Below are 25,016 nucleotides of genomic sequence, written 5' to 3' on the forward strand. Positions count from 1 at the left end.
GATTTCAAACTCGCATTTTGTGAGGTGAAAGGCTTTTAGAAAGAATGTGAATAAAGGGGAACTGCGAGAAATGTTGGGCTTTCGATCGCTGTTGTCCCCGGATTTATTCAATAGTGATTTATAAGTGAAAATCCGGTGACAAAGGCGAACGCTTCGCTTCTACAGCTCCAAAATTTCTCTCCGTTCCATACCTTTCACTTTTTCAAAAGCCTAACCCTACCACAAATTGCGGTGTTTGGGTGGGGGGAACAAGTGGTGGCGAGTCATCATTTCATTCGACTCGGCAGGCAAAAGCAAGGGCAAGTGCTTGAAGTGCAACAAGTGCGGAAGCAAAACACTGCCTAAGCTTGTGCAACATTAGAAGGCTGATGCTATAGAAGTCTAGATAACAATAGAACAGAGCAGTTGTACTCTAGCTCACCGTACGCGGGCGCTCCATACGCCCGATTCCAGGCAGCTGCAGGCTGGACCATTCCGGATGATAATGGTCAATCCGACTGACGACAATGGTCATATCATCATGGATTTCATTCCCTTGGTAACGGATGACCTTCTCCAGAAGGATGTCAGCCATGTCCTGCGGATCATCGCCCTCAAGCTCCTGTATCATCCGTTTCATCCATATCTCTTTATTAACGGCATATCCTGGTGCATCATAAATACCGTCGGTCATCATAATGAGAATATCACCCGGATGAAGCTGCAAGGTGACCAGATCCACCTCCATATCTTGAATAATACCAATAGGTAGATTGCTGGCTGTCACTGGAATCACCTCGCTGCCCCGCCGGATAAAGCTCGGCGCAGAGGCGATTTTCATAAAAGTGGTCTGTGCGGAATATTGATCAATTAGCGCCATATCTACGGTGGCATAGAACTCGTCAGGGGAACGAAGCATCAGCACCGAATTAACGGATTTGACTGCCAGTTTCTCGTCCATACCGGATTGCAGCAGCTTCTCCAGCATTCCCAGTGCCGCGCTACTCTCCATTCGCGCACGCTCACCGTTGCCCATTCCATCACTGATGGATACAGCAAAGGTTCCGTTACCCAGTTCTACTGTGCTGAAGCTGTCACCTGACAGTAAATCTCCCCCTTTGGCAGCATTGGCCACCCCGGTATTTACCTCATATGCTTTTGCTGATCCGAACGTAACCATCGAAAGCCCTTCACGGGGATGTACTGCCGTCTCGCTCATGACAGCTATGTTCTCATTAAGAATATCCGAGAGCAACGGAGCAATCATTTTGCGGCATTCATCGAACCCGCGTGTATAGGCATGAAGCACCTCGATTTCCACACGACCAGGATCAAGGCTTAATATATCAATGCTATGGATGGACAAGCCCAGCTTCTCCAAGGCTTCACGGATCTGGCTTTCCTGGCGATACATTGCCTGTCCCTCCCGCTTAATTTCTTTGGCCAGGTCCTCCATCACCTGGGAGACGCCAGACAGTTGCTCGGCAACAAATTGCCGGCTGTCGTATATTTGTCTTTTCCACCGCATATCATGCTGGTAAAGGCCGTATTGACCCTTCATGAACTCCAGAACTTCACCGGTCTTACCGCAAATCCGGCTCCATTCAGGAGGAAGCTGAGTGGCTGTGACATCCGGGCATTCCTCTACAGTGCTCATCATATCGGTCATATAACGATAGGTCTGATAGAATTTCGCATCCCAGCAATGACCGCGGCGTACGCACCCGGCGCAGACGTTGTCTGTCACCGTACTCATGAAATCTTCCATCTCACGTTCGGCTGTTCCCAACTCTCCGGCATGTGATATTTGCCCGAAGCTGCTGGACAGCTGGCGGAATACCTGCGAAAACTGTGTCACCCTTTCTGCCGTAATATCCCGAACCCTGCGGGCATACTCATGCTGAGATCGACTATGATCGGCTGTTCCCGGCACATATTTGGCGATTGCCGAAATCATGCTGCGCGGAGTCAGAAGAAATAACACCACCGCTACACAAGTCTCCCATGTTGAAGCCATCATATCACCCGGACCCGTGAAATAAACGGATAGAATACTTGAGCCTAGTAGCATTCCGATAGAAACCGCACCTTTCCGGCCACCCTGCATCATGCCCGCCAGCATCCCGGAAAAAGCCAGCAGGCTCATCTGATAAATCGCCCCAATATCGGCCAGGCTGAGAATTAGCCCTGTAACTACCCCGACAGCGGCCCCTAGCGGGGCACCGCCAGCCATTGCAAACAATAGAATTAGATATCGAGAAAGAATATGCTCTAAAGACAGCCCCCCTATAGACCAGCCGACGAGCCCGGTCATTACGGAGGCAAGCAATATAATTAAGCAGAGAATTTCCTCATTGCGCAGTGATCGGCTCTTCTGCCGAAAGGTCAATAGTGGAAGCGCCTGCACGAATACCAGTGTCAGGACAAATCCGAGCCCTGCGTCGAGGGTCATCATCATCATTGGATACCAGGTGAATGAAGGGCCAATTACGATTTGAAACAGACCCACCATAAAAGATGATACGAAAACCATAAGCGGTGCATAAGAGAGATCAATGCGCTGGAAGCTTTCCATTCCCTTGTAGACCAGCATAAAAATAATCAGTTCTGCGGTGATTACCAGACCCCCAGGGAAAGGCGTAAAGAGGCTGCCTGCGATAATCGCTGCGGCCACGGGAAGCATAGAATCTCTGCGTATAAACATAATGACGGCAAAATAAGCAGCAGCGAACGGGGACAGCTCATTCAGGATGGTAGCTCGTCCAAGCAGGAATCCCATGACACTGAGGAGCAGCATCCATTTCTTCGCAGATAGAAGCTTAAGGGTACGCTGATTCTGAGCCCATGTCTTCAGGCGCGATCCCAAGTCCTCTTTTTGTGCTTTGTCCTTGTTTCCTGTTCTTGTCCACTCCGGCAAATTAACCACATTGCTTTTACTCATTACTCTACACCACCCGTTTCCAAATTTATGGTTTTCATTATATAGTGGCGGTTCTGAGAAAGTTTGTCAGAAACGGAAGGTAAGTGATAAGAAATTTCCGACAAAAAAGCCTGTCCCGACAAACCTCGGAAAAAGCCCTTTATTCCTTATGGGACAGCGACTTACTCAGCTTGATTAGTCGCAACGTCCGACTGTTACCAGTGAAAGGCGGCAGGCATTCGCCAGCGATTGCCCTAATGTAATGTGAGATTGGCAAGGATGCTGTCGCCGATTTGGCGGTCCCCGACAAAAAAAGTTAAGGGTCGTGAATCCTTGCCCGCACACTACACAAAAAACAAAAAAACCGCAAAGGGCCAAAAGCCCCTGCGGTTATTTATGATGTTCAAGTTTGGGATTATACGCGCTTGGCTCCACGGCCTCCACGTTTTCCTTCTGTGTTCTTCTTAATCGAAGACATGCGCTCTTCGCTGTCTTTCAGGAAGCGTGACATTTTATCCTCGAATGAAGGTTTACCGGCTGCAGGCTTGAATGGACGCCCTCCCCGTTCACGATTAAATCCACCGCCTCCACCACCGTTGCCTCCACCGCCGCCAAAACGGTCTCCACCGCTTGGACGTTCAGGTCTTGGTGCTCTTGGGGGACGTACTTCCGATGCCGGCTTATCAACGGCCTGCTTGATGGAAAGTCCGATCTTGCCGTCCTTGTCGACGTTGATCACCTTGACTGTTACTACATCACTAATCTTCAGATGATCGTTAACATCCTTGACGTAATTATCGGCGATTTCCGAGATGTGAACGAGACCTGTGACACCTCCTGACAGATCCACAAATGCTCCGAAATGCGTGATGCCTGTCACCTTGCCTTCTAACTTGGTGCCCACTTCAATTGCCATAGAATAAAATGATCCTCCCTTAAAAATATACAGACGAATATTAAGGTCATCCTGTCTGCGGTGATTTGATTATACAGTAAAGAGAAGAGCAAGGCAACAGAGCGAAAAGCCCTTTTGACCTGCTTTATTTCTCTGATTGCTCTGTTCGGATCGGAGTCTCCCCCTGAGGGTAAATATTATACCATTTACGCGCCAATTGGCCGATATACTCATCATCATTCAGCCTGGATACATCATATTTCAGTTGATTCAGAGTTTTGGTAATACTATCCTTGGTCTCCTGCTTCTTAGCCAGATCGGCACTCTTGTCCGCGATTAGCGCGTGTTGAGAAATGAAAATATAACCCGCCCAGCCGAAAAAAACCGCTACAACGACCAGCCAGATCAATTTCCTCCGCTTCGCACCGGCAGCCGAAGCTTTATTCGCATTCTTCTCTTCTGCAGAAAATCTGTTCATGCTGCGTCCCCCTCTTCAAGGTCAGCGTTTCCATCGGGTGGTCAGCCAAGTAGTAATTGTTGTCATCCATGTGCTATGAACAAGCCGTGCCCAATAGGGAGAAAGCCATCTAACAGGCAGTATCCAAAGCGGCTTCGTTAGACGCAAGAGCAGCTTGAGAATAAACAGCGCAATACGTCCGAGCAGCGTCAGTATCCCTTTGAGAAGGCGCCAGAGCCACAGAAGCGGCATCCCGATCAGGATGGTTACAAGCTTCCAAAGGAATTTGAACACAGAATGAACCAACTGAATTAACATTACCACAAAACGCCGCACCGTAACACTGAAGATCAAAAAATAGATCCATACACCCAGAAATAGACCAAGGAACGCATAGAACCGCAATTGCCCCTGATTACCTGCATACAGAAGACGAAACACAAGCAGGGCGGCCCACAGCCAGTACAGCAAATCCAGAGCGGCGCATAGCCAGTTGGGAAACCTTAACTTGAACGACAGCACCCGGTAGCCGTCATAGGCGAGTCCCATTGCCGCCCCGGCCAGCATCATGTAGAGCAGGGTTACCCATTGGACCCCGGGGTTCATTTAAAGAGCTTGCCGATAATTCCCTTGTTTTTGCCCTGCGAACCGGGATCAAGATAAATCAATGAATGAACGTTGCCTTCCAGCGACAGGAGTCCGTTTTCCAGGCTGAGATTTTTGATATGTAAATGGCTCCCGCGGATGGTGAGATGGCCGAGTTCTGTACGCAGCAGAAACTCCTCGCTGTCGAAACTTTCCACATTCTGCACACCTGTCAATTCCAGATGCTTGCGGTCGTGCATATGCAGATCATGCTGCTTATTGACTTTTCCTGTTTCAACCATAGCATGTACCCCTCCTTCTTACCTCTAATCTATGGTGGGGAAGTTCAAGATAGAACAGGAGCTTGTTTTAAAAAAACATGCTGAGTATCTCTGAAGTCACCTTATCTACGCAAAAAAAGCGCAACTCTACAATAATGTAAAGTTACGCTTTCTTTCATCAGGCATCCGTATAAGCTAAGTTACCGGCACTTACCACTCCAGCCCGTTGCTCTTGGCAACCGGCTCTTCCCGGAGCAGGGTATACATCCCGGCGGCTTCGTCCTTGCGGGTCGTCTCCACCAGTTTTTCTACCTTGACCGTTACCAGCTTCTGACCGAACTGCACTGTAATCTCATCGCCGAGCTTTACTGTGCTGCTGGGTTTGGATTCCCGTCCGTTAATCAGCACCCGACCTTGTTCGGACACATCCTTGGCCACCGTACGGCGCTTAATCAAACGGGAGACTTTCAGAAATTTGTCGAGACGCATTAGTTGACAGCTTCTTTAAGCTTGTTACCTGCCTTGAAGGCCGGTACAGTCGATTCAGGGATTTCAATGGTTGTGCCCGTTTGCGGGTTACGGCCTGTACGACCGGAACGTTTGCGGGTTTCGAAAGTGCCGAAACCGATCAATTGGACTTTATCGCCTTTAGCCAGAGCTTCGGTGATTTCACCCAGGAATCCATTCAGTACTGCTTCTACGTCTTTCTTTGCCAATCCGTTTTTCTCGGAAATGTTGTTAACCAGATCTGTCTTGTTCATAGTTTAAGGTTCCTCCTAGGATACGAAAAAATAAATGAAACGAGATTTACTGCCATTATCTGCCGCAAATCGCCATTTCGTCTTTATGATATTCTGGATGCCACCCGAAAATCCTGCCACGACTCGCCGTTTTTTTGAAAAGCGGGCTTCTTCCTTCCCGGCAAGAAGAGGGTTAGCAGAGTATAGCACTATTACATTATAAACTGCAATCCCTGCTTCAAATCAAAGATTCATAGCCGCTATATTCACAGCATAGCCGCTTCTTCGCGTATATATACGGCTAGGGAGCTTTTGATCGATCCCCGAGCGTGAAGCAGCTACTGCAGGCCTTTCCTGCAGGACCGCCGTTACTTGCGCTCCTGGACCTTAGCCTCCTGCCAGAGGGCCTCCATCTCATCCAGACTGCTGTCCTGCACGCTTTTTCCCTTGCTGCGCAGGCTTTGTTCGATATATTGGAACCGCTGGACAAATTTACGGTTGGTGCGAGTCAGCGCGTCTTCCGGATCGGCACCGATAAACCGGGCCACATTGGTGGCCGCAAAGAGCAGATCGCCAAGCTCCAGGATCTGATCCTCCGCAGGGGCTCCACTAGCAATGGCCTCCTGCAGCTCGTCGGCCTCCTCGCGGACCTTCACCAGGCAGTCTTGTGCATTGTCCCAGTCAAAGCCTACCTTGGAGGCTTTCTTCTGCAGCTTATAGGCCTTCATCAAGGCTGGCAAATCGCGAGGAACGCCATCAAGGACAGACTGCTCCTCCGGCTTCACACCCTTGCGCCGCTTCTCCTCTGCTTTCATACCTTCCCAGTTCTGAAGCGCCTCATCTGCATTGCCAGCCTGACGGTCGCCGAACACATGGGGATGACGGAACACCAGCTTGTTATTCAGTCCCTCAATGACGTCAAACACGTTGAACGTCCCCACTTCTTCTTCCATCTGAGCGTGCAGCATAATCTGCAGCAGCAGGTCGCCCAGTTCCTCCTTCATATGGTCCGGGTCATCTTCATCAATGGTTTCCAGTACTTCATAGGTTTCTTCGATCAGGTTCTTACGCAGAGACTCATGAGTCTGCTCTTGGTCCCAAGGGCAGCCCTCCGGGCTACGGAGAATATCGACAATTTCATGTAAACGGGCAAAGGTGCGATTACGCACGTCTTCCGAACGGTTCGCCGGAACATAAATCAGCGACAGGTTGCCGTACCCGTCCAGACGGTCCAACTCGTAGAGTGGCACCTTCAGAATTTGCTCCTCGTTCTCCACACCCAGCGCATGCCCAACCACAACCTCGTATTCAGGCGGATATAGCTCCATCAGGCTCAGCTTGGTCTCCGAAGCGGTGAAGGTATCATACACCTGACCAATCAGGGTGTGCAGCTCAGGCTGAAGGTGTGAGCGGCGAATACCGGAAGCATCCAACAGCTGGAACCCTTCGATAGGGTCAAAACCGAGCCGGACAAAGGCCTCGTCTAAGAAGCTCTCGCCACCCAGAATCTGCAGCTCTATCCCCGACTCGGGGCAGCGCTGCCGGAGTAAAGAAACCGCCGATTCCGCAACCATGGGATGTCCCGGCACGGCATAGACAATTTCTGTGCCGTGCTCCCCAGCAGAAGCCTCTTGAATCAGACGGGAAGCGATAGCCTCATAGACCTCGGGAAACGAGGACAGTGACTCGTATAATCCGTCGAAGGACTGCCACTCAATCTCCAGCTCCGCAAGCGCGGACATCACCGGGTGTTCCTTGGTGCGTACGTACACGGTGGAAGCTGCCTTCAGCTTCTTGATAATACCCAGCGTCAGCCGGTCGGGATTGCCGGAACCCAGTCCGACAATCGTTAATGATGCACTCATGCCTGTTCATCTCCTTGTTGGCCCTCTCTAGCCGTAAGAACGGGCAGAGGGCACTCTATCCTTGAATGTTCTTCCGGCTCGCTGCGCGAGGCCAGAAGACAGTGAATGGTTCATTTATGATACGCTAGCGGAACAGCCGTAGCTTTCTAAATCCCTTCGCCAGCGATGGGCCGATGCCCGGAAGCTGGCGCAGTTCGCTCTCGCTGAGCAGCCGCAGGACGATCGCACCCACGGCGAAGACGACGCAGCCGGCCGTCACGCCGAGCAGGCTTTGGGCCAAGCTGGCGGTACGCCCGCCCGCCAGCCCTGCCGCCGCGAACAGCGCGTCAGCTCCATAGCTGACAGCCGCAGCGGCGGCAGCCAAGCCCGCGAGCAGCAGCGCGGGCTTCACCAGGGCATCTGCGAGGCGAAGCCGCAGATAGCCCTGGCGGTGCAGCAGCAGCACGTTCAGCGCTGCTGCCAGCAGGTGCGCGGCCACACTGGCGATGGCCGCGCCGGTAATGCCCTGCTGCGGGACAAGCAGCAGGTTGAGGGCCGCCTTGAGCCCCGCGGCGGCCAAGAGATGTATGGCTGGGGCGCGCACATGCCCCAGCCCCTGCAGCAGCGCCGCCGAGATGATGCTGACTGTGCTGCCGGCAGCGGTGAAGGCCAGCCAGATCATCGTGCTGCTGCCGGCAGTATCGCCGTAGAGCGCGATGTTAATCGGCTCAGCCAATACTGCAAGCCCCACCGCTGCAGCCAGACCCAAGAGCCAGAACCAGCGTAGCGACAGGCTGCAGCGGGTCTCCACCAGCTTCAGATCGCCGTTGTACTTGGCTTCTGCCAGTGCGGGAATGAACACAACGGATAGCGAGGTGGCAAGCATGGTCACAATCTGCACAAGCGGCAGGCCGCGGTTATAGATCCCAAACTGCGCCATGGCCGCACTTTCACTAAGACCCTCCGAGAGTAGGCGAGGCACGGTGAATACGTCGACCAGCCCGATCAGTGGAAGGGCTAGCGCACCCAGCATTACAGGGACCCCATAGGACAGCAGACTGCTGACCTTGATCCCTGAGGCTTGTCCGGGCCGAATCCTAGCCCCACCCTGGGGTCCTGTTACTTCTGCGGTAGCCGCTACTTCTGCCGCGGCGGGAAGCCCGGTACTGCGGCGGTGCCTCCGCCAATACAGCAGCATTACCAGTAAGCCAGCGGCTCCACCTCCCGCGGAGCCAAGCAGAGCGCCGGCAGCAATACTCTCCACTCCCGCCCCGTGTGAAGTCAGATAGAGCAGCAGCACGATCATTACCGCTACGCGGACCGACTGCTCCACAATTTGTGACACCGCAGTGGGGGTCATATTGTGGAGACCCTGGAAATAACCCCGTAATGCAGCCATGACCGGAACGAACACAAGACCCCACGATGCGCTACGTAGCGCTGGAATGACATGGGAACTGCCCACCCATACAGCAATAAGCGGCGCACCGACATAAGTCAGGAGGCCAAGCACCAAGCCAAAGAGACCCGTAATCAGCGTGGACAACAGAAGGATTCTGCGCCCTTCACCTTCCCGTCTTCCGGCGGATGCCTCTGCCACGAATTTGGATATGGCTGAAGGCAAGCCCAGCATGGCGATGGTTATAAGCATGGTGTACAGCGGATAAACCGTATTGTAGATGCCGAATACGGCATCACCGCCCAGATTTTGCAGCGGAATTTTTTGCAAAGTGCCAATCAGCTTCGAGATAATCGCCGCTGCACTAAGAATGAAGGCTCCCTGAAGCAACCGGGATGCTTGTGTTGTCGATTTCATGAGATTACCTGCTTCTAACGCTGAATTTGGAAAGAAACGTGACTGCCATCCAGTCAAAAACAAGCTTAATTATAACGTATGTATGCCCTGAACGACAAAACTCCCGCTTTCCTTTGTACATCATACCAAAAGGAGAGCAGGAGCCATAGTACCGTAGATATTACTGTTCCATCTGCTTGCCCAAAAATGCAGCAGCCGTTTCAGTCATTTTGACTTCCATCTGGGACATTTTCACCGAATCATCCTTGTTGAGCATCACTACACAGCCGATCGGATCGCCTCCGGAAATAATCGGGGATGCTACATAAGAAGACAGCAATTCTGTGTGGTCTTTACCGATCTCGTAATTACCACCGTTCGTTTCCAGCACGGTTTTGCGGCCATCCATTACCTTTTCCAGTAGCGGACCCACTTGCTTCTCCAAATACTCTTTCTTGGAACCGCCAGCAAGCGCAATGAAGGTATCTCGGTCCGCGATTATTGTAATATGACCCGTGCTTTCATACAGTGACTCGGCATATTCCTTGGCAAAATCGCCAAGCTCGCCGATTGGAGAGTATTTCTTGAGGATGACTTCACCATCGCGGTCAACGAAAATTTCAAGAGGGTCTCCTTCCCGGATACGAAGCGTCCGTCTAATTTCTTTTGGAATCACCACTCGTCCGAGGTCGTCAATACGTCGTACAATTCCAGTAGCTTTCATTCACATGTTGCCCCGCTTTCTTAAGAAGTATTGTTCAACTACTGTCCATTATGGGAATGGATAATCCCAGTGATTTATCGTAATATCTGCCCATAGTATTCATCTCTTCCCAGTTCCTTATACATATCATTGCCTGTATAAAAAATCTCGGGCAAACTGTGCCGATTGCTGTGAATAGCCTGAATAAAACAAAAAAATACCGCCCACAGGGGCGGTATTTGAAACAGAATCAACGAGGCTTTCTGTAGTGTGTATTGAATGTTAAAGGGAGCTTGTCCCGGCTTATTCAGCGGCCTTTGTTGCCTCCGGAGATGCACTTGGCTCTGTGCCTTTTTCATCAGCAGGGGCAGAGCTCTTCGGCAGGTTGATCTTCTCAATGATGCCGTCGAGTTCCTTCTCCATGAAGTTCTCCAGGCTCTTGGAAGCCAGTGATTCCTTAATGCTGTCCTTCTGCTGGTCAGTCAATTGGTCGAAGGTCTTCTCTGTACGGGACTCTACCTTGATAATGTGATATCCGAATTGGCTTTCAACCGGTTCACTGATCGTGTTCAGCGGCAGGGTCTGTGCAGCTTTTTTAAATGATTCTACATAACTACCCACTTCTTTGTCTTTGTACTCGCCACCCGTTTCCTTGGAACCCGGATCGTCGGAGTATTTCTTCGCAACCTCTGCAAAATCGGCTCCGCCATCAAGCTCTGCCTTTACTTGCTTTGCGAGCTTCAAAGCATCCTCTTTGCTGCGTTCCTTCTTGTCGGCATCCGTAAAGCCAATCAGGACATGACGCAAACTGGCTACCGTAAAGTCGCCCTTTGTCGCTTCAAATTCCTTCTTCACATCGTCATCCGAGACTTTGAGCAGTTCATCCTTGTACACAGTCAGTACACGCAACATATATGCATGGATATCGTCTTCCGTGATTCCCTGCTGTTTCAAAGTATCTTTATACGTTTTGCCAAGGCCTTTCTTCATAGCCTCAATTTGAGCATCGGCTTCCTTCTTAGCTTCCTTCTTGGCCTCATCCGTAGCTTTACCAGCCAAATAATCAAAGGCTACCTCTTGCTTAAGGATGGACTCCTTGAAGGCATCAATTTGCAAATACTGTGCCTGCTCTGGCGACAGGAATTTCATGATCTTCTGATCCAAATCAAATGCTTTTTCTGTTATTGTACCACCTTTATAAGTAGCAACTGCCGTACTGTTGTCGCCAGCATTGCCCCCTTTGCTGCTGCAAGCGGATAGTACAGAGAAGGAAAGAGCCGCTGCGAGTGATACGAGCAGCACTTTCCAGGTTTTTTTGTTATTTAACGACATTGTGAAGTTCTCCCTTCGATTTGAAAGCCTGTTTGACTTCCTCCAGGAATTGCTCAAGCAAGTCAAGCAGCTCTTTGTCCCCGAGTCCTTTCGACTTGACCCGGATGACAGCTTTGGCATCCTTTTCAAATTGTACACGTCTTTCGAAACGATTTCCAACTTTAGCGAGCTTTGCCGTATCGAAAGCCCCGATTCGATCCTCGTAGAAATTGAGCGACACATCGTCTCCTCGCCGAACCATGGAATCGATGCCGTACATCTTGCCATAGACCTTCAACCGGGCTACAGACAGGAGGTTAACGACAGCCTCCGGCAACTCCCCGAAGCGGTCGAGCAGCTCGTCTTCAAGCTCGGAAGCATCGTCAAAGGCGGAAATAGCTGCTACCTTTTTGTAAATTTCAATTTTTTGGATGCTGTCGTAAATATACTCTGACGGCAGATAGGCGTCAATCGACAAATCAATGACTGTATTGCCTTCCTTCAGCGAAGTGTCTTCCTCGCCAAGTACAGTCACCTTGCGTTTACGGATCTCCTCGGCCAGCATTTGTGAATATAGATCAAAACCCACAGAGGCGATAAAACCGTGCTGCTCTGCCCCCAGCAAGTTCCCCGCTCCACGGATGGAGAGGTCGCGCATAGCGATTTTGAACCCGGAGCCAAGCTCTGTGAACTCCTTGATCGACTGTAGCCGCTTCTCGGCCACTTCGGTCAGAACCTTGTCCCGCTGATACGTAAAATACGCGTAAGCGATCCGGTTGGACCGGCCTACCCGTCCCCTTAGCTGATAGAGCTGGGAAAGGCCCATTTTATCAGCATCATGTACAATGAGCGTATTAACATTAGGAATATCTACCCCGGTCTCGATAATACTTGTGCTGACGAGCACATCGTATTCTCCATCAAGGAAGTCCAGAATGGTCTTCTCCAATTCCTGCTCTGACATCTGGCCGTGGCCGATGCCAACACGAGCTTCCGGTACCAGCATGGAGATTTGTGCAGCCATTTCCTGAATACCTTGGACACGATTATAAAGATAGTAAACCTGGCCACCGCGTGCCAGCTCTCGCTCCACTGCCTCACGAGTCAAAGTATGGCTATGTTCAACGACATACGTCTGTACGGGAAAGCGGTTCTCCGGTGGCGTCTCAATGACTGACAAATCCCGTACCCCGAGCATCGACATGTGGAGTGTGCGGGGAATCGGTGTTGCCGTCAGGGTCAATACATCCACGTTCGTCTTTAACTTCTTCAGCTTTTCTTTATGAGTCACGCCGAAACGCTGCTCCTCATCCACAATCAATAGACCCAGATCTTTAAAGACCAGATCCTGTGAAAGCAGTCGATGTGTCCCGATGACGACATCTACAGTTCCCTGTTTGACACCCTTGATCGTATCATTCTGCTCCTTGCGGCTGCGGAATCGGCTTAGCACCTGAATATTCAAAGGGTAATTAGCAAACCGCTCACGGAAAGTCTCGTAGTGCTGTTGGGCAAGAATCGTCGTCGGCACCAGTACAGCCACCTGCTTGCCTTCAATGGCTGCTTTAAAGGCGGCACGAATAGCTACCTCCGTCTTGCCATATCCGACATCGCCGCATAGCAAACGGTCCATCGGGCGATTCTGCTCCATGTCCTTTTTAATTTCCTCGATAGCCCGCAGCTGGTCACGGGTCTCCTCGTACGGGAATACCTCTTCGAATTCCTGCTGCTCCTGGGTATCCTTCTCAAATCCGTATCCCATCGCGCTTTGACGCTCGGCATACAGCTTGATCAGATCGTCGGCGATATCCTGTACCGAAGAACGCACTTTATTGGTAACACGGGTCCACTCATTACCGCCCAGCTTGTATACTTTTGGCTCCTTGTCTTCGGAACCAACATATTTCTGTATGAGATCAATCTGTTCAATCGGCACAGACAACTTGTCGCCACCGGCATACATAACATGCATATAATCACGGTGGATTCCGCTGACTTCCAGCGTACCGATCCCCATGTATTTACCAATCCCGTGATTTTGGTGAACGACATAATCGCCGATTTTCAATTCCGTATAGCTCTTGATTCGTTCGGCATTGTCCATGCCCTTCGACGCTTTGCGCGCCTTGCGCTGCTTCTGGGAGAACATCTCGCCTTCGGTGATCACCGCAAGGTGAATAGACGGGAGCTCAAAACCAGAACCCAGGTTTCCCTGAACAATGGTTGGCTCCTCAATGCCGTAGTCATACAGGACTCTGCGCACACGCTCAATACGTTCCTCGCCGTTCGCCAGCATGATGACTTTAACGCCGGACTTGTGCCAGCGTTCCATCTCTGATTTCAGGACATTCATCTGCCCGTGGAAATCCTGCATCCCACGGCTAATGAACCCAAGGATGTTCTGGGGCTGAACATGCGGAACTTGGCGGAGAAAGATCGACATGAACAGACTTTGGAATGGACGGTGATACATGACCGTATCAGTCTCTACGGAGAGCTGTAGATCCGGCAGTGTCTTACCGTTCTGCATCAGATGAAGATTCCATTCCGATTCGTCCCGTTCCAACTGCTTCGCCGTTTCCAAAAGCCGTGCCGGCTCGTCGAATACAAGCAGTGTATCCTCCACCATGTAATCATACAGATGGGAACGTTCAGGATACAGCAGACTGATATATTTATAGATTTCCGGAAAATAAGTACCCTGACGCAGCATTTCCAGCTCACGGCCCATTTCCTCCCGCAAACGCAGCTTCGCCTGGCGGTCCGTCATCTTCTCAAGCTGACGTTCCAGTAGAGCAGCCGCTCCAGTAGCTGCCGCTTCCTGACGGGACTTGTCCGCGATGATCTCTTTGGCCGGGGTAATCTTCACACTCCGCACCTTGTCAATCGAGCGTTGATCTCCCGGATCAAAAGTTCTGATAGAATCGACTTCATCGTCGAACAGCTCCACCCGGTAAGCCAGAGCAGAGGTCATTGGATAGAAGTCCACAATACCTCCTCTCACGCTTAGCTCGCCGCGGTTCTCTACCCGTTCCACCCGCTCATAGCCCATTTCGATCATGGACAGCAGGAATTCCTCAAGGTTAAGTGTACCTTCCTGCGTGATTGTCACCTGCGCTTCGGCCATAACATGAGGGGATGGCAGCAGACGGCGCACACCTGAATAAGGGGCGATTACAATGCCCCGGAAGCCCTGAGCACACCGTGTCAGCACATCAATCCGCTGAGCTAGCGTCTCTGGACTGGATACCGCCGCTTCAGCGGCCACCAGTTCATTGGCAGGGTAAAGCAGTACGCGATCTGGAGAAAGCGCTTCCTGCAAGTCATCAGCCATTTTCTGCGCCGAGAACATATTATGTGTCACCACCAGCAGCGGACGTGCTGTCTCTTCATGCAGCGCTGCCAGCATGATCTGCCTTGCAGATCCGGACAAGCCGGATATGAGCTGTTCCTTCATACCTGCTGCAACACCGCGGGTGATAGATTGAAAATCGGGATCTTGGGAAAAAGCTTCTATAAGACCTTGTAACAACAGGCGCACCTCTCTTACTAAACAGGCTGAAGGCGGCTGATGCCGCCTCACCTGTTATGATTGGAATCGAAAAACAAGCCTCAGCTGTAACGCCAAGGCTTGCGGATGACGATAGAGACAGGCGCTTCCACTTACTGAAGCGGACTGGCCAGGAGGCTAAGCTCGGGATTGTTATCCAAGGCCTGCTTGCAGTAATCGCAAGTAACCTTTACCGTAATCTCGCCTTCTGAATCATACGCTATTATATCTCTGCGCTCCGCAGGGGTCAAGGAATGTAGGCCAAGCTGCACTTCTGTCGCATCGCTTCTGTGAATGCTGCCCAGAAAGGTTCTGCAGTGCCTGCATACATAGTTTATTGCCATCTATATGCCTCCTGAAGGTAGTATATACCTTCAGTATGCCCGGCTGACACTGTCTTTAGCCCGGTACAAAGACCGTTACAACATATTAACCGTTGAATTTAGCCATGGTCTGTTCAAACGTATGCTTAAGACTAAACTCGAGCGCATCACAGGTACTCGTAATCGTATCCTGCAGCTTGTCTCCATCTTTCTTGGCAAAAGTGGACAGTACATAATCCACTATCGCATAGCCCGGCTCAGGGCGTGAGATGCCCATTCGAATCCGGTTAAAGTTCTGGGTTCCCGTGTGCTGAATGATGGATTTAATTCCATTATGCCCGCCAGCACTACCCTGATAACGCAGCCGTACCTTGCCTAGCTCCGTGTCCAGGTCATCATAGACTACGATCATATCTTCAAGCTGAACTTTGTAGTAGTCCATATATGCGCGTACGGCTTCACCAGAGAGATTCATGAAGGTCATTGGCTTGATCAGTACGGTCTTAACTCCGTCGATCACTCCTTCACCGATAACCGATTTGCATTTGTTCTGATTGAAGGAAATTCCGTGTCTGGCTGCCAGTTCATCCAGCGCCATGAATCCGACATTATGCTTAGTCTTCGCATATTGCGGACCGGGGTTCCCGAGTCCAACTATCCATTTCATTGCTGAACGTTCCTTTCCCTTCGGCTCTTTGCGCAAGTGATTACTGTTTTTGGTACAATGGAAGCATAAGGGCTTCTTGGACCGACATTACACTTTCGAAGACAGGTGATTATTCTATGTTACGCCAGGGCGAGAAATTGATACTTCACCGCCATTTCCAGTATCACATCCAGTATGCTGTGCCTGTCGAGATTTACCTGGACAATGTGCACATAGACATCGGTATACTGACGGCAGTAGATGAAGGCTTTGTAGAACTGCAGGGTACGCTGTACAACCGTAGCCGCTATACCTTCATCTCCCGTCCCGGGTACTAGAGACCACACGATTTCCCCGGCATCACGCCGAGAAGGGTTACATCTTCCGAATAGGAGAGGTGTAACCCTTTATTTATTATACAGTTGTTTCTAGCCTGTATGCCTTATTCGATCTCGAACAGCTTGCTGATCGACAGCTCCTCGTGCACACGGATGATAGCTTCGCCCATCAGTGGAGCAACGGACAGCACCTTCAGCTTCGAAGTTGGGTTCTCGCTACGGATTGGAATGGTATCCGTCACGATAATCTCCTTGATTGGCGAGTTCTCCAGACGCTCATGCGCAGGTCCAGACAGAACCGGGTGGGTACAGCAGGCATACACTTCCTTCACGCCGCCTTCCATCAGGGCATTGGCACCCAGCACAATTGTTCCGGCTGTATCAATGATATCGTCAATCAGGATCGCAGTTTTGCCTTCAATGTTACCGATGATGTTCATAACTTCACTGACATTCGGCTCTGGACGGCGTTTATCGATAATAGCCAGTGGAGCATTCAGGAAATCGGCCAGTTTTCTGGCACGAACCACACCGCCGTGGTCAGGAGACACAACAACAGGGTTCTCGATTTGCTTGGAGCGGAAATACTGGGCCAGAATCGGTACGCCGAGTAAGTGATCCACCGGAATATCGAAGAAACCTTGAATCTGCATCGCGTGAAGGTCCATCGTAATGACACGGTGCGCGCCTGCCTTCTCAATCAGGTTCGCTACCAGCTTGGCCGTAATCGGATCGCGTGAACGTGCCTTACGGTCCTGACGCGCATACCCGTAGTAAGGAATAACCACATTGATGCTCTTCGCGGATGCACGCTTGAGTGCGTCTACCATGACGAGAAGCTCCATCAGGTTGTCATTGACCGGACCGCAAGTCGACTGCACTACATATACATGGCAGCCCCGTACGCTTTCCGACAGTTTCACCTGAATCTCGCCATCGCTGAAACTGGTAGTGTGCGACTCACCCATTGGAATGCCGATATAGTCCGCAATTTGACTGGCCAGCTTGGGATTAGAGTTACAGGTGAAAATTTTTAACTTGGAATCACAATAAGTCATAAAATATAAACCCTCCGTGACGGAATTTAGCTTTCCAAAGGCGCCGGAGCGAAAAATGTTTAGTCCGTCCGGCGATTACAGCAGGACATTACGATGGACTGGAATTATCTTTCTTTGCTTTCGCACGGGCACGGATCTTCACCGCATAGCCCTCTTTATTCTCTTGCCGCACTCTAGCAATGGCAAGATCATGATCCGGAACGGAACGGGTAATGGTTGATCCCGCAACAACATAGGCCCCTTTGCCCACGTTAACGGGAGCGATGAGATTCACGTTGCTGCCGATAAAGGCATCATCGCCAATCTCTGTCTTGGCTTTATTATAACCATCATAGTTGACGGTGATTGCACCACAGCCGACATTTACATTCGAGCCTACAGATGCGTCACCAATGTAACTTAGATGCGACACCTTGGAACCATCGCCGATCGTGGCATTCTTGATTTCTACGAAATCGCCGACTTTGACTTCCTGCCCCAGTACAGCACCGGGACGTAAATACGCAAAAGGCCCAACGGTGGTCCGTGCGCCAACTTCTGCCTGATTCAATACGGATTGCTTGATCTCAGCTCCGTCTAACACACGGGAATCTTCGATTTCCGTTGACGGACCGATCACACAGTTCTCTCCAATATCGGTTGAGCCCTTCAGAATTGTTCCCGGATACAGAACAGTGTCCGACCCAATGACTACCTCTGCTCCAATATAGGTTGAGGCAGGATCAATAATGGTTACTCCGTTAAGCATATGGTAACGATTAATGCGGTTACGCATATGGGCTTCAGCCTCTGACAGCGCCAGTCGGTCATTCACACCAATAGACTCCGCGGCATCCTTTGTCTGGTAACCCAGTACAATCTCGCCCGAAGCCCGCAGTATGCCGATTACATCGGTCAAATAATACTCCTGCTGGTTGTTGCTGTTCGTGACTTTCTCCAGAGCAGCAAACAATTTAGCATTATCAAAACAATAAGTGCCTGTATTAATCTCCTGTACAGCAGCTTCCTCCGCAGTGCAATCCTTCTGCTCAACAATCTTTTGTACTCCGCCGTCTTCCCCGCGGATAATACGTCCGTATCCTGTAGGATCATCCATAACAGCGCTGAGCACGGTTGCTGCCGCCTTGTTCTCTTCATGCAGCGCCATCAGCCCGTTAAGCGTCTCCGTCGTAACCAGAGGGGTATCCCCGCAGATCACAATCGTCGTTCCTTCTTCGCCGCCCAGCAAATCCTTGGCCTGTTTCACGGCATGGCCGGTTCCGAGCTGCTGTTCCTGCAGCACATATTCCGCCTTGTCGCCCAAATAAGCCTGAACCGCTTCCGCGCCGTGTCCAACGATGACAATACTCCGCTGACATCCGGTCGCTTTTACTGTATCAAGCACGTGCCCAACCATCGGCTTTCCGCAAACAGGGTGCAGCACCTTGTATAATTTAGATTTCATCCGCTTGCCCTGGCCTGCGGCAAGTACTACTGCCATTCTTTTCAAGAATGCCAACCTCCTACTCTTGAACTCACTACTGAATATATCTCATTCCGGGCAAAAAGAAAAGAGAACCATGTAGGCATGGTTCCCTTTTCTCCGAACCCCAATGATAAAGACCGTTCATGCTGGACCTTAATTGATGCGGTAAAAACCATCAGTAAAGGCAGCACATTTTTGCAATATCAGGAAGTCACTTCAAAGGGATGCTCATACTTTCTGATATTATAAATAACGGCATGGCCTGGCACCGCCCCGAAGGGCAGCTGTTAGCGAGTAGAAAGCGCATCCTAAGCTCCCTCTTCGATAACTTCTTCTTCTTCTGTAGCGGCGCGATCGTACTCGGCCAGAACCGCAGATTGAATCTTCTCGCGTGTGCCCGAAGAGATCGGGTGTGCGATATCGCGGAACTCTCCGTCCGGTGTACGCTTGCTCGGCATAGCAACGAACATCCCATTGTTCCCGTCGATGACGCGAATGTCATGAACAACAAACTCGTTGTCGATGGTAATGGATGCAATTGCTTTCATTCTCCCCTCAGAGTTAACTCGGCGGAGTCTGACATCCGTAATTTGCATGTGTGTGTTCACCACCTTTTTCCATCAGAGACTTGGTGTATAATTCCACACAGCAATGCGAAATCCTTCTTTTTCATACCAAAAAATGACTGTTTAAGAAGATTATTTTTGAGCATCCATTGTTTTCGACATGTTTCGGGCGTTTTACTGTTTATTCCTCATAATTTCGACAAATTACTCCGTATTTGAAAAAATACGCGGACCTGCCATTTCAGCTAACCCGCGTATCTCTATTCACATTTCCGTTAAAAAAAGTAATTTCCCGGATGCGCGGAAATTTTCCGCTCCTTGGCGTCTACTTCGCTTAGTTTCACAAGCGACACATATTCGTGCAGCAGCCGCTCTTCTGATTCTACTGCGCCAGATTCCACCAGAACACCAACACCCGCCACTTCAGCATTAAACTCGCCGAGCAGATCCACCATTCCACGAATGGTTCCCCCTGCTTTCATGAAGTCATCCACGATCAGTACCCTGGATTTCTCCTTCAGGGCCCGTCTGGACAGCGACATCGTGTGGATGCTCTTATGCGAGCCGGATACATAATTAATACTCACTGCCGAGCCTTCCGTCACCTGATGGTCACGACGCACAATCACGACTGGCAATCCCAGCTGCGCAGCTGTGGCATAAGCCAGAGGAATCCCCTTGGTCTCTACGGTCATAACTACATCGATGTCCTGATTGCTGTAGGCAGTGGCAATGATCTTGCCAGCCTGCTCCATCAAGGAAGGAAGCCCAAGCAGATCAGACATATACAAATACCCGCCGGGAAGAATGCGATCGCTATGTTCGAGCTGTTCGCACAGACGCTTGGCAAAGTCCAGCGCCATTTCCTTCGGAATCATCGGAATATAGCGCACTCCGCCTGCCGCACCGGCCAGGGTCTGAAGTTCGCCCATACCTTCACCTTCAAATACCTCTTTTATAATAGCCAGATCTTCACTTACGGATGACTTCGCCGCACCATAACGCTCCGCAAAAATGGACAGCGGCAGCAGGTCATGCGGCTTCTCCAGCAAAAATTGGGTCATGTCAACCAAACGCTGACTTCGTTTTAGTTTCTTCACAGAATACTCCTCGCCAAAACCGAATATTATAGAAAAATATATCACTTTTGTACGGGTTTATACAAGAGAAGCCTGCTATGTCAGCGACCGTACTGCATATACTTCCTTACAAAATCCGCGCAATCCGTTATAGATCCGCGCTACCTTTGACTGCTTTGAAACCAGCCCGAACACGGTAGGTCCGCTACCAGACATCAAGACCCCGTCAGCCCCGAGCTTGATCATCGCATCCTTAAGCTGCTGCACTTCCGGGTGCAGCTTCAGCGTCACGTCCTCCAGGACGTTGCCTAACCTGTTGCATACACCGTGAAAATCGCCAGCCTCAATGGCCGCACGCATCTCACTAGCGGACGGATGCACGGCGATATTCCCGGCACGCACGCGGCCATACACCTCAGCCGTCGATACATTGATCGGCGGCTTCGCCAGCACCACCCAGCACTGCGGGGGACTGGCAATCGGCGTCAGCTTCTCCCCACGGCCGGTCGCAAGGGCCGTGCCGCCCGTCACGCAGAAAGGCACGTCAGAGCCAAGCTCAGCGCCGAGTTCCTGCAGCTCTTGCGCCGGGATACCGAGGCGCCAGAGCCTATTGAGGCCGCGCAGCGTAGCTGCGGCATCGCTGCTGCCGCCGGCAAGCCCAGCGGCAACCGGAATTCTTTTATCCAGATGGATATGTACGCCGCTCCGCACATTATAGCGGTCTTTAATCAGCCTTGCGGCCTGAAAGGCCAAATTCTTCTCATCCAGGGGGATATACCCCGCCTGGCTGGATATTATAATCGAATCCCTCGGCGTCTCCGACAACTCCAAACGGTCTGCCAGATCCACCATCGTCATTATCATTTCCACCTCATGAAAACCGTCAGCGCGCTTATGCAATACGTCCAGCATCAAATTGATTTTGGCCGGCGCTTTTTCGTACATTTTCAAGGCGTTCACCCACCTTCAGCTTTTCCCCTAAAAACAACTTAACATATTATATGAGAAACTGGTATCGAAGTCCATTCTTCAAATGTAATGGATCTCTGAAGACAGCACAAAAGACGCCCCATCTTGGCAGCGTCTCTCGAAGTCCCACACACCCTAAGCCTTAATCCGATCTACGTGCAGCCTGCTCAGCGAGCTGAATGGCCCGCTTGACCATATTTCCGGCATCCTTCGCTCTGATTCCACCCCAGCCTTCACGCTCCACAGTATCGTAGAACCCCAGTTCCTTGGCCAGCTCGGTCTTCAGTTCCTCCGACATCGTGCTACGTCTTCTTCGGCTCACTTAAGGTCCCTCCCTTAATGCATATTTGATAATGAGCAAATTGCCTTATTAGTATGCTTGCCAGGGGAAGGGATCATTCATCCAACAAAAAACAGCCCCCAAAAAGGAGGCTGTTCGTGAATCATTAAGATTTAATATACATGATCCGCATCTGCCCGTCATCTTCACATACTGTGATTTCCACAGATTCGGTAAGTATATCGGCATAGCTGTAGGAGACACGTTTGAACGTTTGTTGCTCCTGATCCAATTTGACAATAAAAACAGAAGGGTACGTTTCTTCCAGGACACCGGTGCGTTCGACGGTTTTACGGCGACCACCATTTGCACGTAGCGTAATCTTATGACCGACGTGAGCTTCGAGACTGCGTTTGATTTCCAACAGCGCGTTATTAGCCATTGCCTGACGACCACCTCTTTCCTTGTCCATTATACATCATTTTACATTCGATGTCAAAGTAAATAAATAATTATAAATTATGCCAAAAGGGATGTCAATGGATTTTTTTCGGGGGAAAGATCGGCTGTAATCAATGCCTTGTTATCGGTAATAAGCATTATCCTGAATTGTCCTTATGAGGAGTGTGTCCCGTTCCCGGCAGATTATGAGCGGCAGACCCTTTTTTTCTAAAAAAGAAAGAACCGGGCTTCCGCCCGGCTCTCCTCTGTTACGTATATAGCCGCTAAAACGGCTCTCTCTTCCTCTGAGGCGTGTGACACGTGTTAAACCACCGAAGGGGTGACCTTCAGTGCAGAGAGGTTCTGCAAGCGTGGCATCCCGACGCGGAAGCTGCCGCGTGTCTCAATGCCGCCCACACCCTGATAGCCGCTAATGGTGTTGCTCAGCACGTCGTTCAGGTTAACCGTGTCCCGGACGGAGGTGAATGACGCTTTGGCTGCCACATAGACAGGGTCCAGCGCGTGAATCAGAATCCGTCCCGGCGAGCTAGCGAAGTTGGCTCCTGCACCCAGCAGCGCCTCAAAATGTGATTGGCAAGCGCCCGCAATGATAGTGAGCGAGTCGAAATTCCGTTCATACTCCCGGGCCACCCGAACTGCGGCCACGAAATTCTGTGAATTTTTGTAGCTGTTCAGGTTATAGAGATCATAAGTATGCTGCTGCTTAAGCACCCCATCATGCCCGGTAATCACCACAATATCGGGACGGACACGGGGCAGTAGCCGGTAGAGTGTATCGGCCATGGAGGACTCATGTACATGATGGCCCTCGGCAGGAATCCGCAATTGCTCATACAAGCTAAGGCTTTTATTCAAATAGGATGCATCCCCGTCCAAATGCAGCACTTTGCCTGGCACTTCAAAATAAGCCGATTCTGTAGAGGATTGATTCCACAGCCCGCCCGTACCGTTTCCACTGTGCTGTGTTTGGTCCTGACGGTCCTTGTGCAGCTGCGTCAACGATTCTTTTGCCTTTATCTGCGCTCGCTGTCCCAGCTCTGTGATCCGGGTAGGAGGCACCTGTACCAAGTCGTCCAGTGGGGAATCCGCCAGCAGACGGAATTCTGTCCCCTTGATAACGGCTCCGGTCTGTACGATGCGCTCTACTCGAAAAGTCACGTCACCGCCATAAGATTTGCGAACGACCAAGTCTCCTGAATTCATCAAAACACCACCTTTACCCCATCGTATGGGCAAAGGCCGCGGTTGGTTCATATTCCGGCGTGTTTTTAAATATCTGCCCCCAATTAAGGATGGCAACCGTTTCTATTTAGCTCAAACGACGCCTGCGGCTAAGAGAACTCCGCTGAGCCGGGCATATTCCTCCAGGCTCAGTGTCTCTCCGCGTCTGGTCGGCTCGATTCCCGCTTCGCTCAGCAGCGCCTCTAGACGCTCACGCCCCTCTCCTGGGAAGAAACGGGTCTTGAGGTTATTGGCGATCGTCTTGCGCCGCTGGGTAAAGGAGGCCTGTACCACGTCGAAGAAGTGCTTCTCATCGGCAACCTCTACCGGCGGACGCTCCCGTACCTTCAGCCGGATTACTGCCGACTCAACATTCGGCTGCGGAATGAATACGGTGTGCGGCACAATGCAGACCAGTTCTGGCTCACTGTAATACTGCACGGCAATACTAAGACTGCCATACTCTTTGCCGCCTGGGGAAGCTGCCATCCGTTCGGCAACCTCCTTCTGGATCATGACAACGATGTTATCGAGCGGCAGCTTCTCTTCCAGCAGCTTCATAAGGATCGGGGTCGTAACATAGTAAGGCAAGTTAGCAACTACGCTCACTCGATCTACGGAGGCGAAGTCCTCCTTGAACAGCTGCTGCAGATCCACCTTTAGCACATCATCATTGCGAACCTTCACATTAGGGTACGGAGACAGTACATCCTTCAGAATCGGGATTAACCGTCTATCGATTTCCACCGCTGTTACAGCACCGGCGGTTTGTGCCAGGCGCTCTGTCAACGCGCCGATTCCAGGACCGATCTCCAATGCACCAGCGGTGTCATCCAATTCAGCGGCATTTACAATTTTATCGAGAATATTCTGATCAATCAGAAAGTTCTGGCCCAGACTCTTTTTGAATGAGAACCCGTACCGCTGAATGATTTCCTTTGTCCGTTTAGGGGTTGAAACGCTCTCTTTGCCAGTCATGAAGATATGCCTCCCTGTTCAATTTGGGCGAGGGCTCCGGCAAACTCCTCCCGCGTAATGCCAAACATTGCAAGCCGCTTGAAGAGCTGCTTACCATTGCAGTACCCAATACCGAGCAGATTGCCAAGAGCCATCCGCCGCTCTGCGGCCCGGGGATGCACAAGCATCCCTGCCGCCATCAGGTCATCCAGCCCGATCAGGGCTGGTGCGCCCTCAAAGGACGTATGTACATGCGCCAGGGCGTGGCGGATTGCCTCCGGTGTAGCATTTTCCACGCCAATATCGCCTTTACGGGTCGCATCTTTCTCGGGAATGAAGGCATGCTTGCAGCCCGGCACCTTGCTTGAGACGATCTTGCGGATACGCTCTCCCGCGTGGTCCGGATCGGTTAGGATAATGACGCCCCTCCGTTCCATGGCGAGCGCTATTTTGGCAATCACCTTCTTGTCCACTGCGGAGCCGCCAGTCTCGATGGTATCAGCCTGTACCGCCCGCTTGATGGCTATCGTGTCGCTCTTGCCTTCGACAACGATCACTTCCTTAATCATAATGTTTACTCCTTCTCGTAAAC

General features: G+C 51.0%; 25 protein-coding genes. 1 reads left to right on the forward strand and 24 read right to left on the reverse strand.

What is annotated here, in order from left to right:
- Positions 1-412: 412 nt before the first annotated feature.
- The 14 genes from spoIIE to pth form a co-directional block, all read right to left on the reverse strand.
- Entirely contained in the window at positions 413-2,920 is a 2,508-nt protein-coding gene (gene spoIIE, locus AC3Y23_RS28120; protein ID WP_379205401.1) for a stage II sporulation protein E, read from the reverse strand.
- Between the two features lie 394 nt (positions 2,921-3,314).
- Entirely contained in the window at positions 3,315-3,815 is a 501-nt protein-coding gene (locus tag AC3Y23_RS28125; RefSeq protein ID WP_175370212.1) for a S1 domain-containing RNA-binding protein, read from the reverse strand.
- A 124-nt stretch (positions 3,816-3,939) separates the two neighbouring features.
- Entirely contained in the window at positions 3,940-4,272 is a 333-nt protein-coding gene (locus AC3Y23_RS28130) for an FtsB family cell division protein (protein WP_379205402.1), read from the reverse strand.
- A gap of 21 nt (positions 4,273-4,293) precedes the next feature.
- Positions 4,294-4,857 (reverse strand): spore cortex biosynthesis protein YabQ, encoded by a 564-nt coding sequence (gene yabQ, locus AC3Y23_RS28135; RefSeq protein ID WP_379205403.1) that lies wholly within the window; start codon positions 4,855-4,857, stop codon positions 4,294-4,296.
- Complete coding sequence (gene yabP, locus AC3Y23_RS28140) at positions 4,854-5,138, reverse strand: sporulation protein YabP (RefSeq protein ID WP_379205404.1); 285 nt, start codon at positions 5,136-5,138, stop codon at positions 4,854-4,856. The genes yabQ and yabP overlap by 4 nt, the downstream gene beginning before the upstream one ends.
- 189 nt (positions 5,139-5,327) lie before the next feature.
- A complete protein-coding gene (locus AC3Y23_RS28145; protein WP_066367906.1) occupies positions 5,328-5,606 on the reverse strand; it encodes an RNA-binding S4 domain-containing protein in 279 nt (92 codons plus the stop codon).
- On the reverse strand, positions 5,606-5,878 hold the full coding sequence (locus AC3Y23_RS28150) for an HU family DNA-binding protein (RefSeq protein WP_066367909.1): 273 nt from the start codon (positions 5,876-5,878) through the stop codon (positions 5,606-5,608). The genes AC3Y23_RS28145 and AC3Y23_RS28150 overlap by 1 nt, the downstream gene beginning before the upstream one ends.
- Positions 5,879-6,225: 347 nt before the next feature.
- Positions 6,226-7,722 (reverse strand): bifunctional methyltransferase/pyrophosphohydrolase YabN, encoded by a 1,497-nt coding sequence (gene yabN, locus AC3Y23_RS28155; protein ID WP_379205405.1) that lies wholly within the window; start codon positions 7,720-7,722, stop codon positions 6,226-6,228.
- Positions 7,723-7,846: 124 nt separating this feature from the next.
- Positions 7,847-9,517, reverse strand: coding sequence for a putative polysaccharide biosynthesis protein (locus AC3Y23_RS28160; RefSeq protein ID WP_379205406.1), 1,671 nt, complete (start codon positions 9,515-9,517; stop codon positions 7,847-7,849).
- A 160-nt stretch (positions 9,518-9,677) separates the two neighbouring features.
- Complete coding sequence (gene spoVT, locus AC3Y23_RS28165) at positions 9,678-10,220, reverse strand: stage V sporulation protein T (RefSeq protein WP_379205407.1); 543 nt, start codon at positions 10,218-10,220, stop codon at positions 9,678-9,680.
- 282 nt (positions 10,221-10,502) lie between these two features.
- Positions 10,503-11,531, reverse strand: a complete 1,029-nt coding sequence (locus tag AC3Y23_RS28170; protein ID WP_379205408.1) for a peptidylprolyl isomerase — start codon at positions 11,529-11,531, stop codon at positions 10,503-10,505.
- Positions 11,518-15,042 (reverse strand): transcription-repair coupling factor, encoded by a 3,525-nt coding sequence (mfd, locus tag AC3Y23_RS28175; protein ID WP_379205409.1) that lies wholly within the window; start codon positions 15,040-15,042, stop codon positions 11,518-11,520. Before mfd ends, AC3Y23_RS28170 begins: the two co-directional genes overlap by 14 nt.
- 131 nt (positions 15,043-15,173) lie before the next feature.
- Positions 15,174-15,404, reverse strand: a complete 231-nt coding sequence (locus AC3Y23_RS28180; protein WP_066367922.1) for an anti-sigma-F factor Fin family protein — start codon at positions 15,402-15,404, stop codon at positions 15,174-15,176.
- Positions 15,405-15,489: 85 nt separating this feature from the next.
- Positions 15,490-16,050, reverse strand: coding sequence for an aminoacyl-tRNA hydrolase (gene pth, locus AC3Y23_RS28185; protein WP_379205410.1), 561 nt, complete (start codon positions 16,048-16,050; stop codon positions 15,490-15,492).
- 116 nt (positions 16,051-16,166) lie between these two features.
- Here pth and AC3Y23_RS28190 point away from each other — a divergent pair, with 116 nt between their 5' ends.
- Positions 16,167-16,367, forward strand: a complete 201-nt coding sequence (locus AC3Y23_RS28190) for a hypothetical protein (RefSeq protein ID WP_066367928.1) — start codon at positions 16,167-16,169, stop codon at positions 16,365-16,367.
- Positions 16,368-16,471: 104 nt separating this feature from the next.
- On the opposite strand, the gene AC3Y23_RS28195 is transcribed toward AC3Y23_RS28190, so the two are convergent.
- The 10 genes from AC3Y23_RS28195 to rnmV form a co-directional block, all read right to left on the reverse strand.
- Positions 16,472-17,425, reverse strand: a complete 954-nt coding sequence (locus tag AC3Y23_RS28195) for a ribose-phosphate diphosphokinase (protein WP_066367931.1) — start codon at positions 17,423-17,425, stop codon at positions 16,472-16,474.
- Positions 17,426-17,513: 88 nt separating this feature from the next.
- Entirely contained in the window at positions 17,514-18,914 is a 1,401-nt protein-coding gene (glmU, locus tag AC3Y23_RS28200; protein ID WP_379205411.1) for a bifunctional UDP-N-acetylglucosamine diphosphorylase/glucosamine-1-phosphate N-acetyltransferase GlmU, read from the reverse strand.
- A 284-nt stretch (positions 18,915-19,198) separates the two neighbouring features.
- Complete coding sequence (gene spoVG / locus AC3Y23_RS28205; RefSeq protein ID WP_020425826.1) at positions 19,199-19,486, reverse strand: septation regulator SpoVG; 288 nt, start codon at positions 19,484-19,486, stop codon at positions 19,199-19,201.
- Between the two features lie 245 nt (positions 19,487-19,731).
- Positions 19,732-20,556, reverse strand: a complete 825-nt coding sequence (purR, locus tag AC3Y23_RS28210) for a pur operon repressor (RefSeq protein WP_379205412.1) — start codon at positions 20,554-20,556, stop codon at positions 19,732-19,734.
- Between the two features lie 75 nt (positions 20,557-20,631).
- A complete protein-coding gene (ispE, locus tag AC3Y23_RS28215) occupies positions 20,632-21,486 on the reverse strand; it encodes a 4-(cytidine 5'-diphospho)-2-C-methyl-D-erythritol kinase (RefSeq protein WP_379205413.1) in 855 nt (284 codons plus the stop codon).
- A gap of 160 nt (positions 21,487-21,646) precedes the next feature.
- Positions 21,647-21,826, reverse strand: a complete 180-nt coding sequence (locus tag AC3Y23_RS28220) for a small, acid-soluble spore protein, alpha/beta type (protein WP_066367955.1) — start codon at positions 21,824-21,826, stop codon at positions 21,647-21,649.
- 124 nt (positions 21,827-21,950) lie between these two features.
- Positions 21,951-22,226 (reverse strand): biofilm formation stimulator Veg, encoded by a 276-nt coding sequence (gene veg, locus AC3Y23_RS28225; RefSeq protein WP_066367960.1) that lies wholly within the window; start codon positions 22,224-22,226, stop codon positions 21,951-21,953.
- A gap of 323 nt (positions 22,227-22,549) precedes the next feature.
- On the reverse strand, positions 22,550-23,449 hold the full coding sequence (gene yabG / locus AC3Y23_RS28230) for a sporulation peptidase YabG (RefSeq protein WP_379205414.1): 900 nt from the start codon (positions 23,447-23,449) through the stop codon (positions 22,550-22,552).
- A gap of 111 nt (positions 23,450-23,560) precedes the next feature.
- A complete protein-coding gene (gene rsmA / locus AC3Y23_RS28235; protein WP_379205415.1) occupies positions 23,561-24,445 on the reverse strand; it encodes a 16S rRNA (adenine(1518)-N(6)/adenine(1519)-N(6))-dimethyltransferase RsmA in 885 nt (294 codons plus the stop codon).
- A complete protein-coding gene (gene rnmV, locus AC3Y23_RS28240) occupies positions 24,442-24,993 on the reverse strand; it encodes a ribonuclease M5 (RefSeq protein WP_379205416.1) in 552 nt (183 codons plus the stop codon). The genes rsmA and rnmV overlap by 4 nt, the downstream gene beginning before the upstream one ends.
- Positions 24,994-25,016 lie beyond the last annotated feature (23 nt).

This window comes from Paenibacillus sp. MAHUQ-45 (assembly GCF_058133325.1).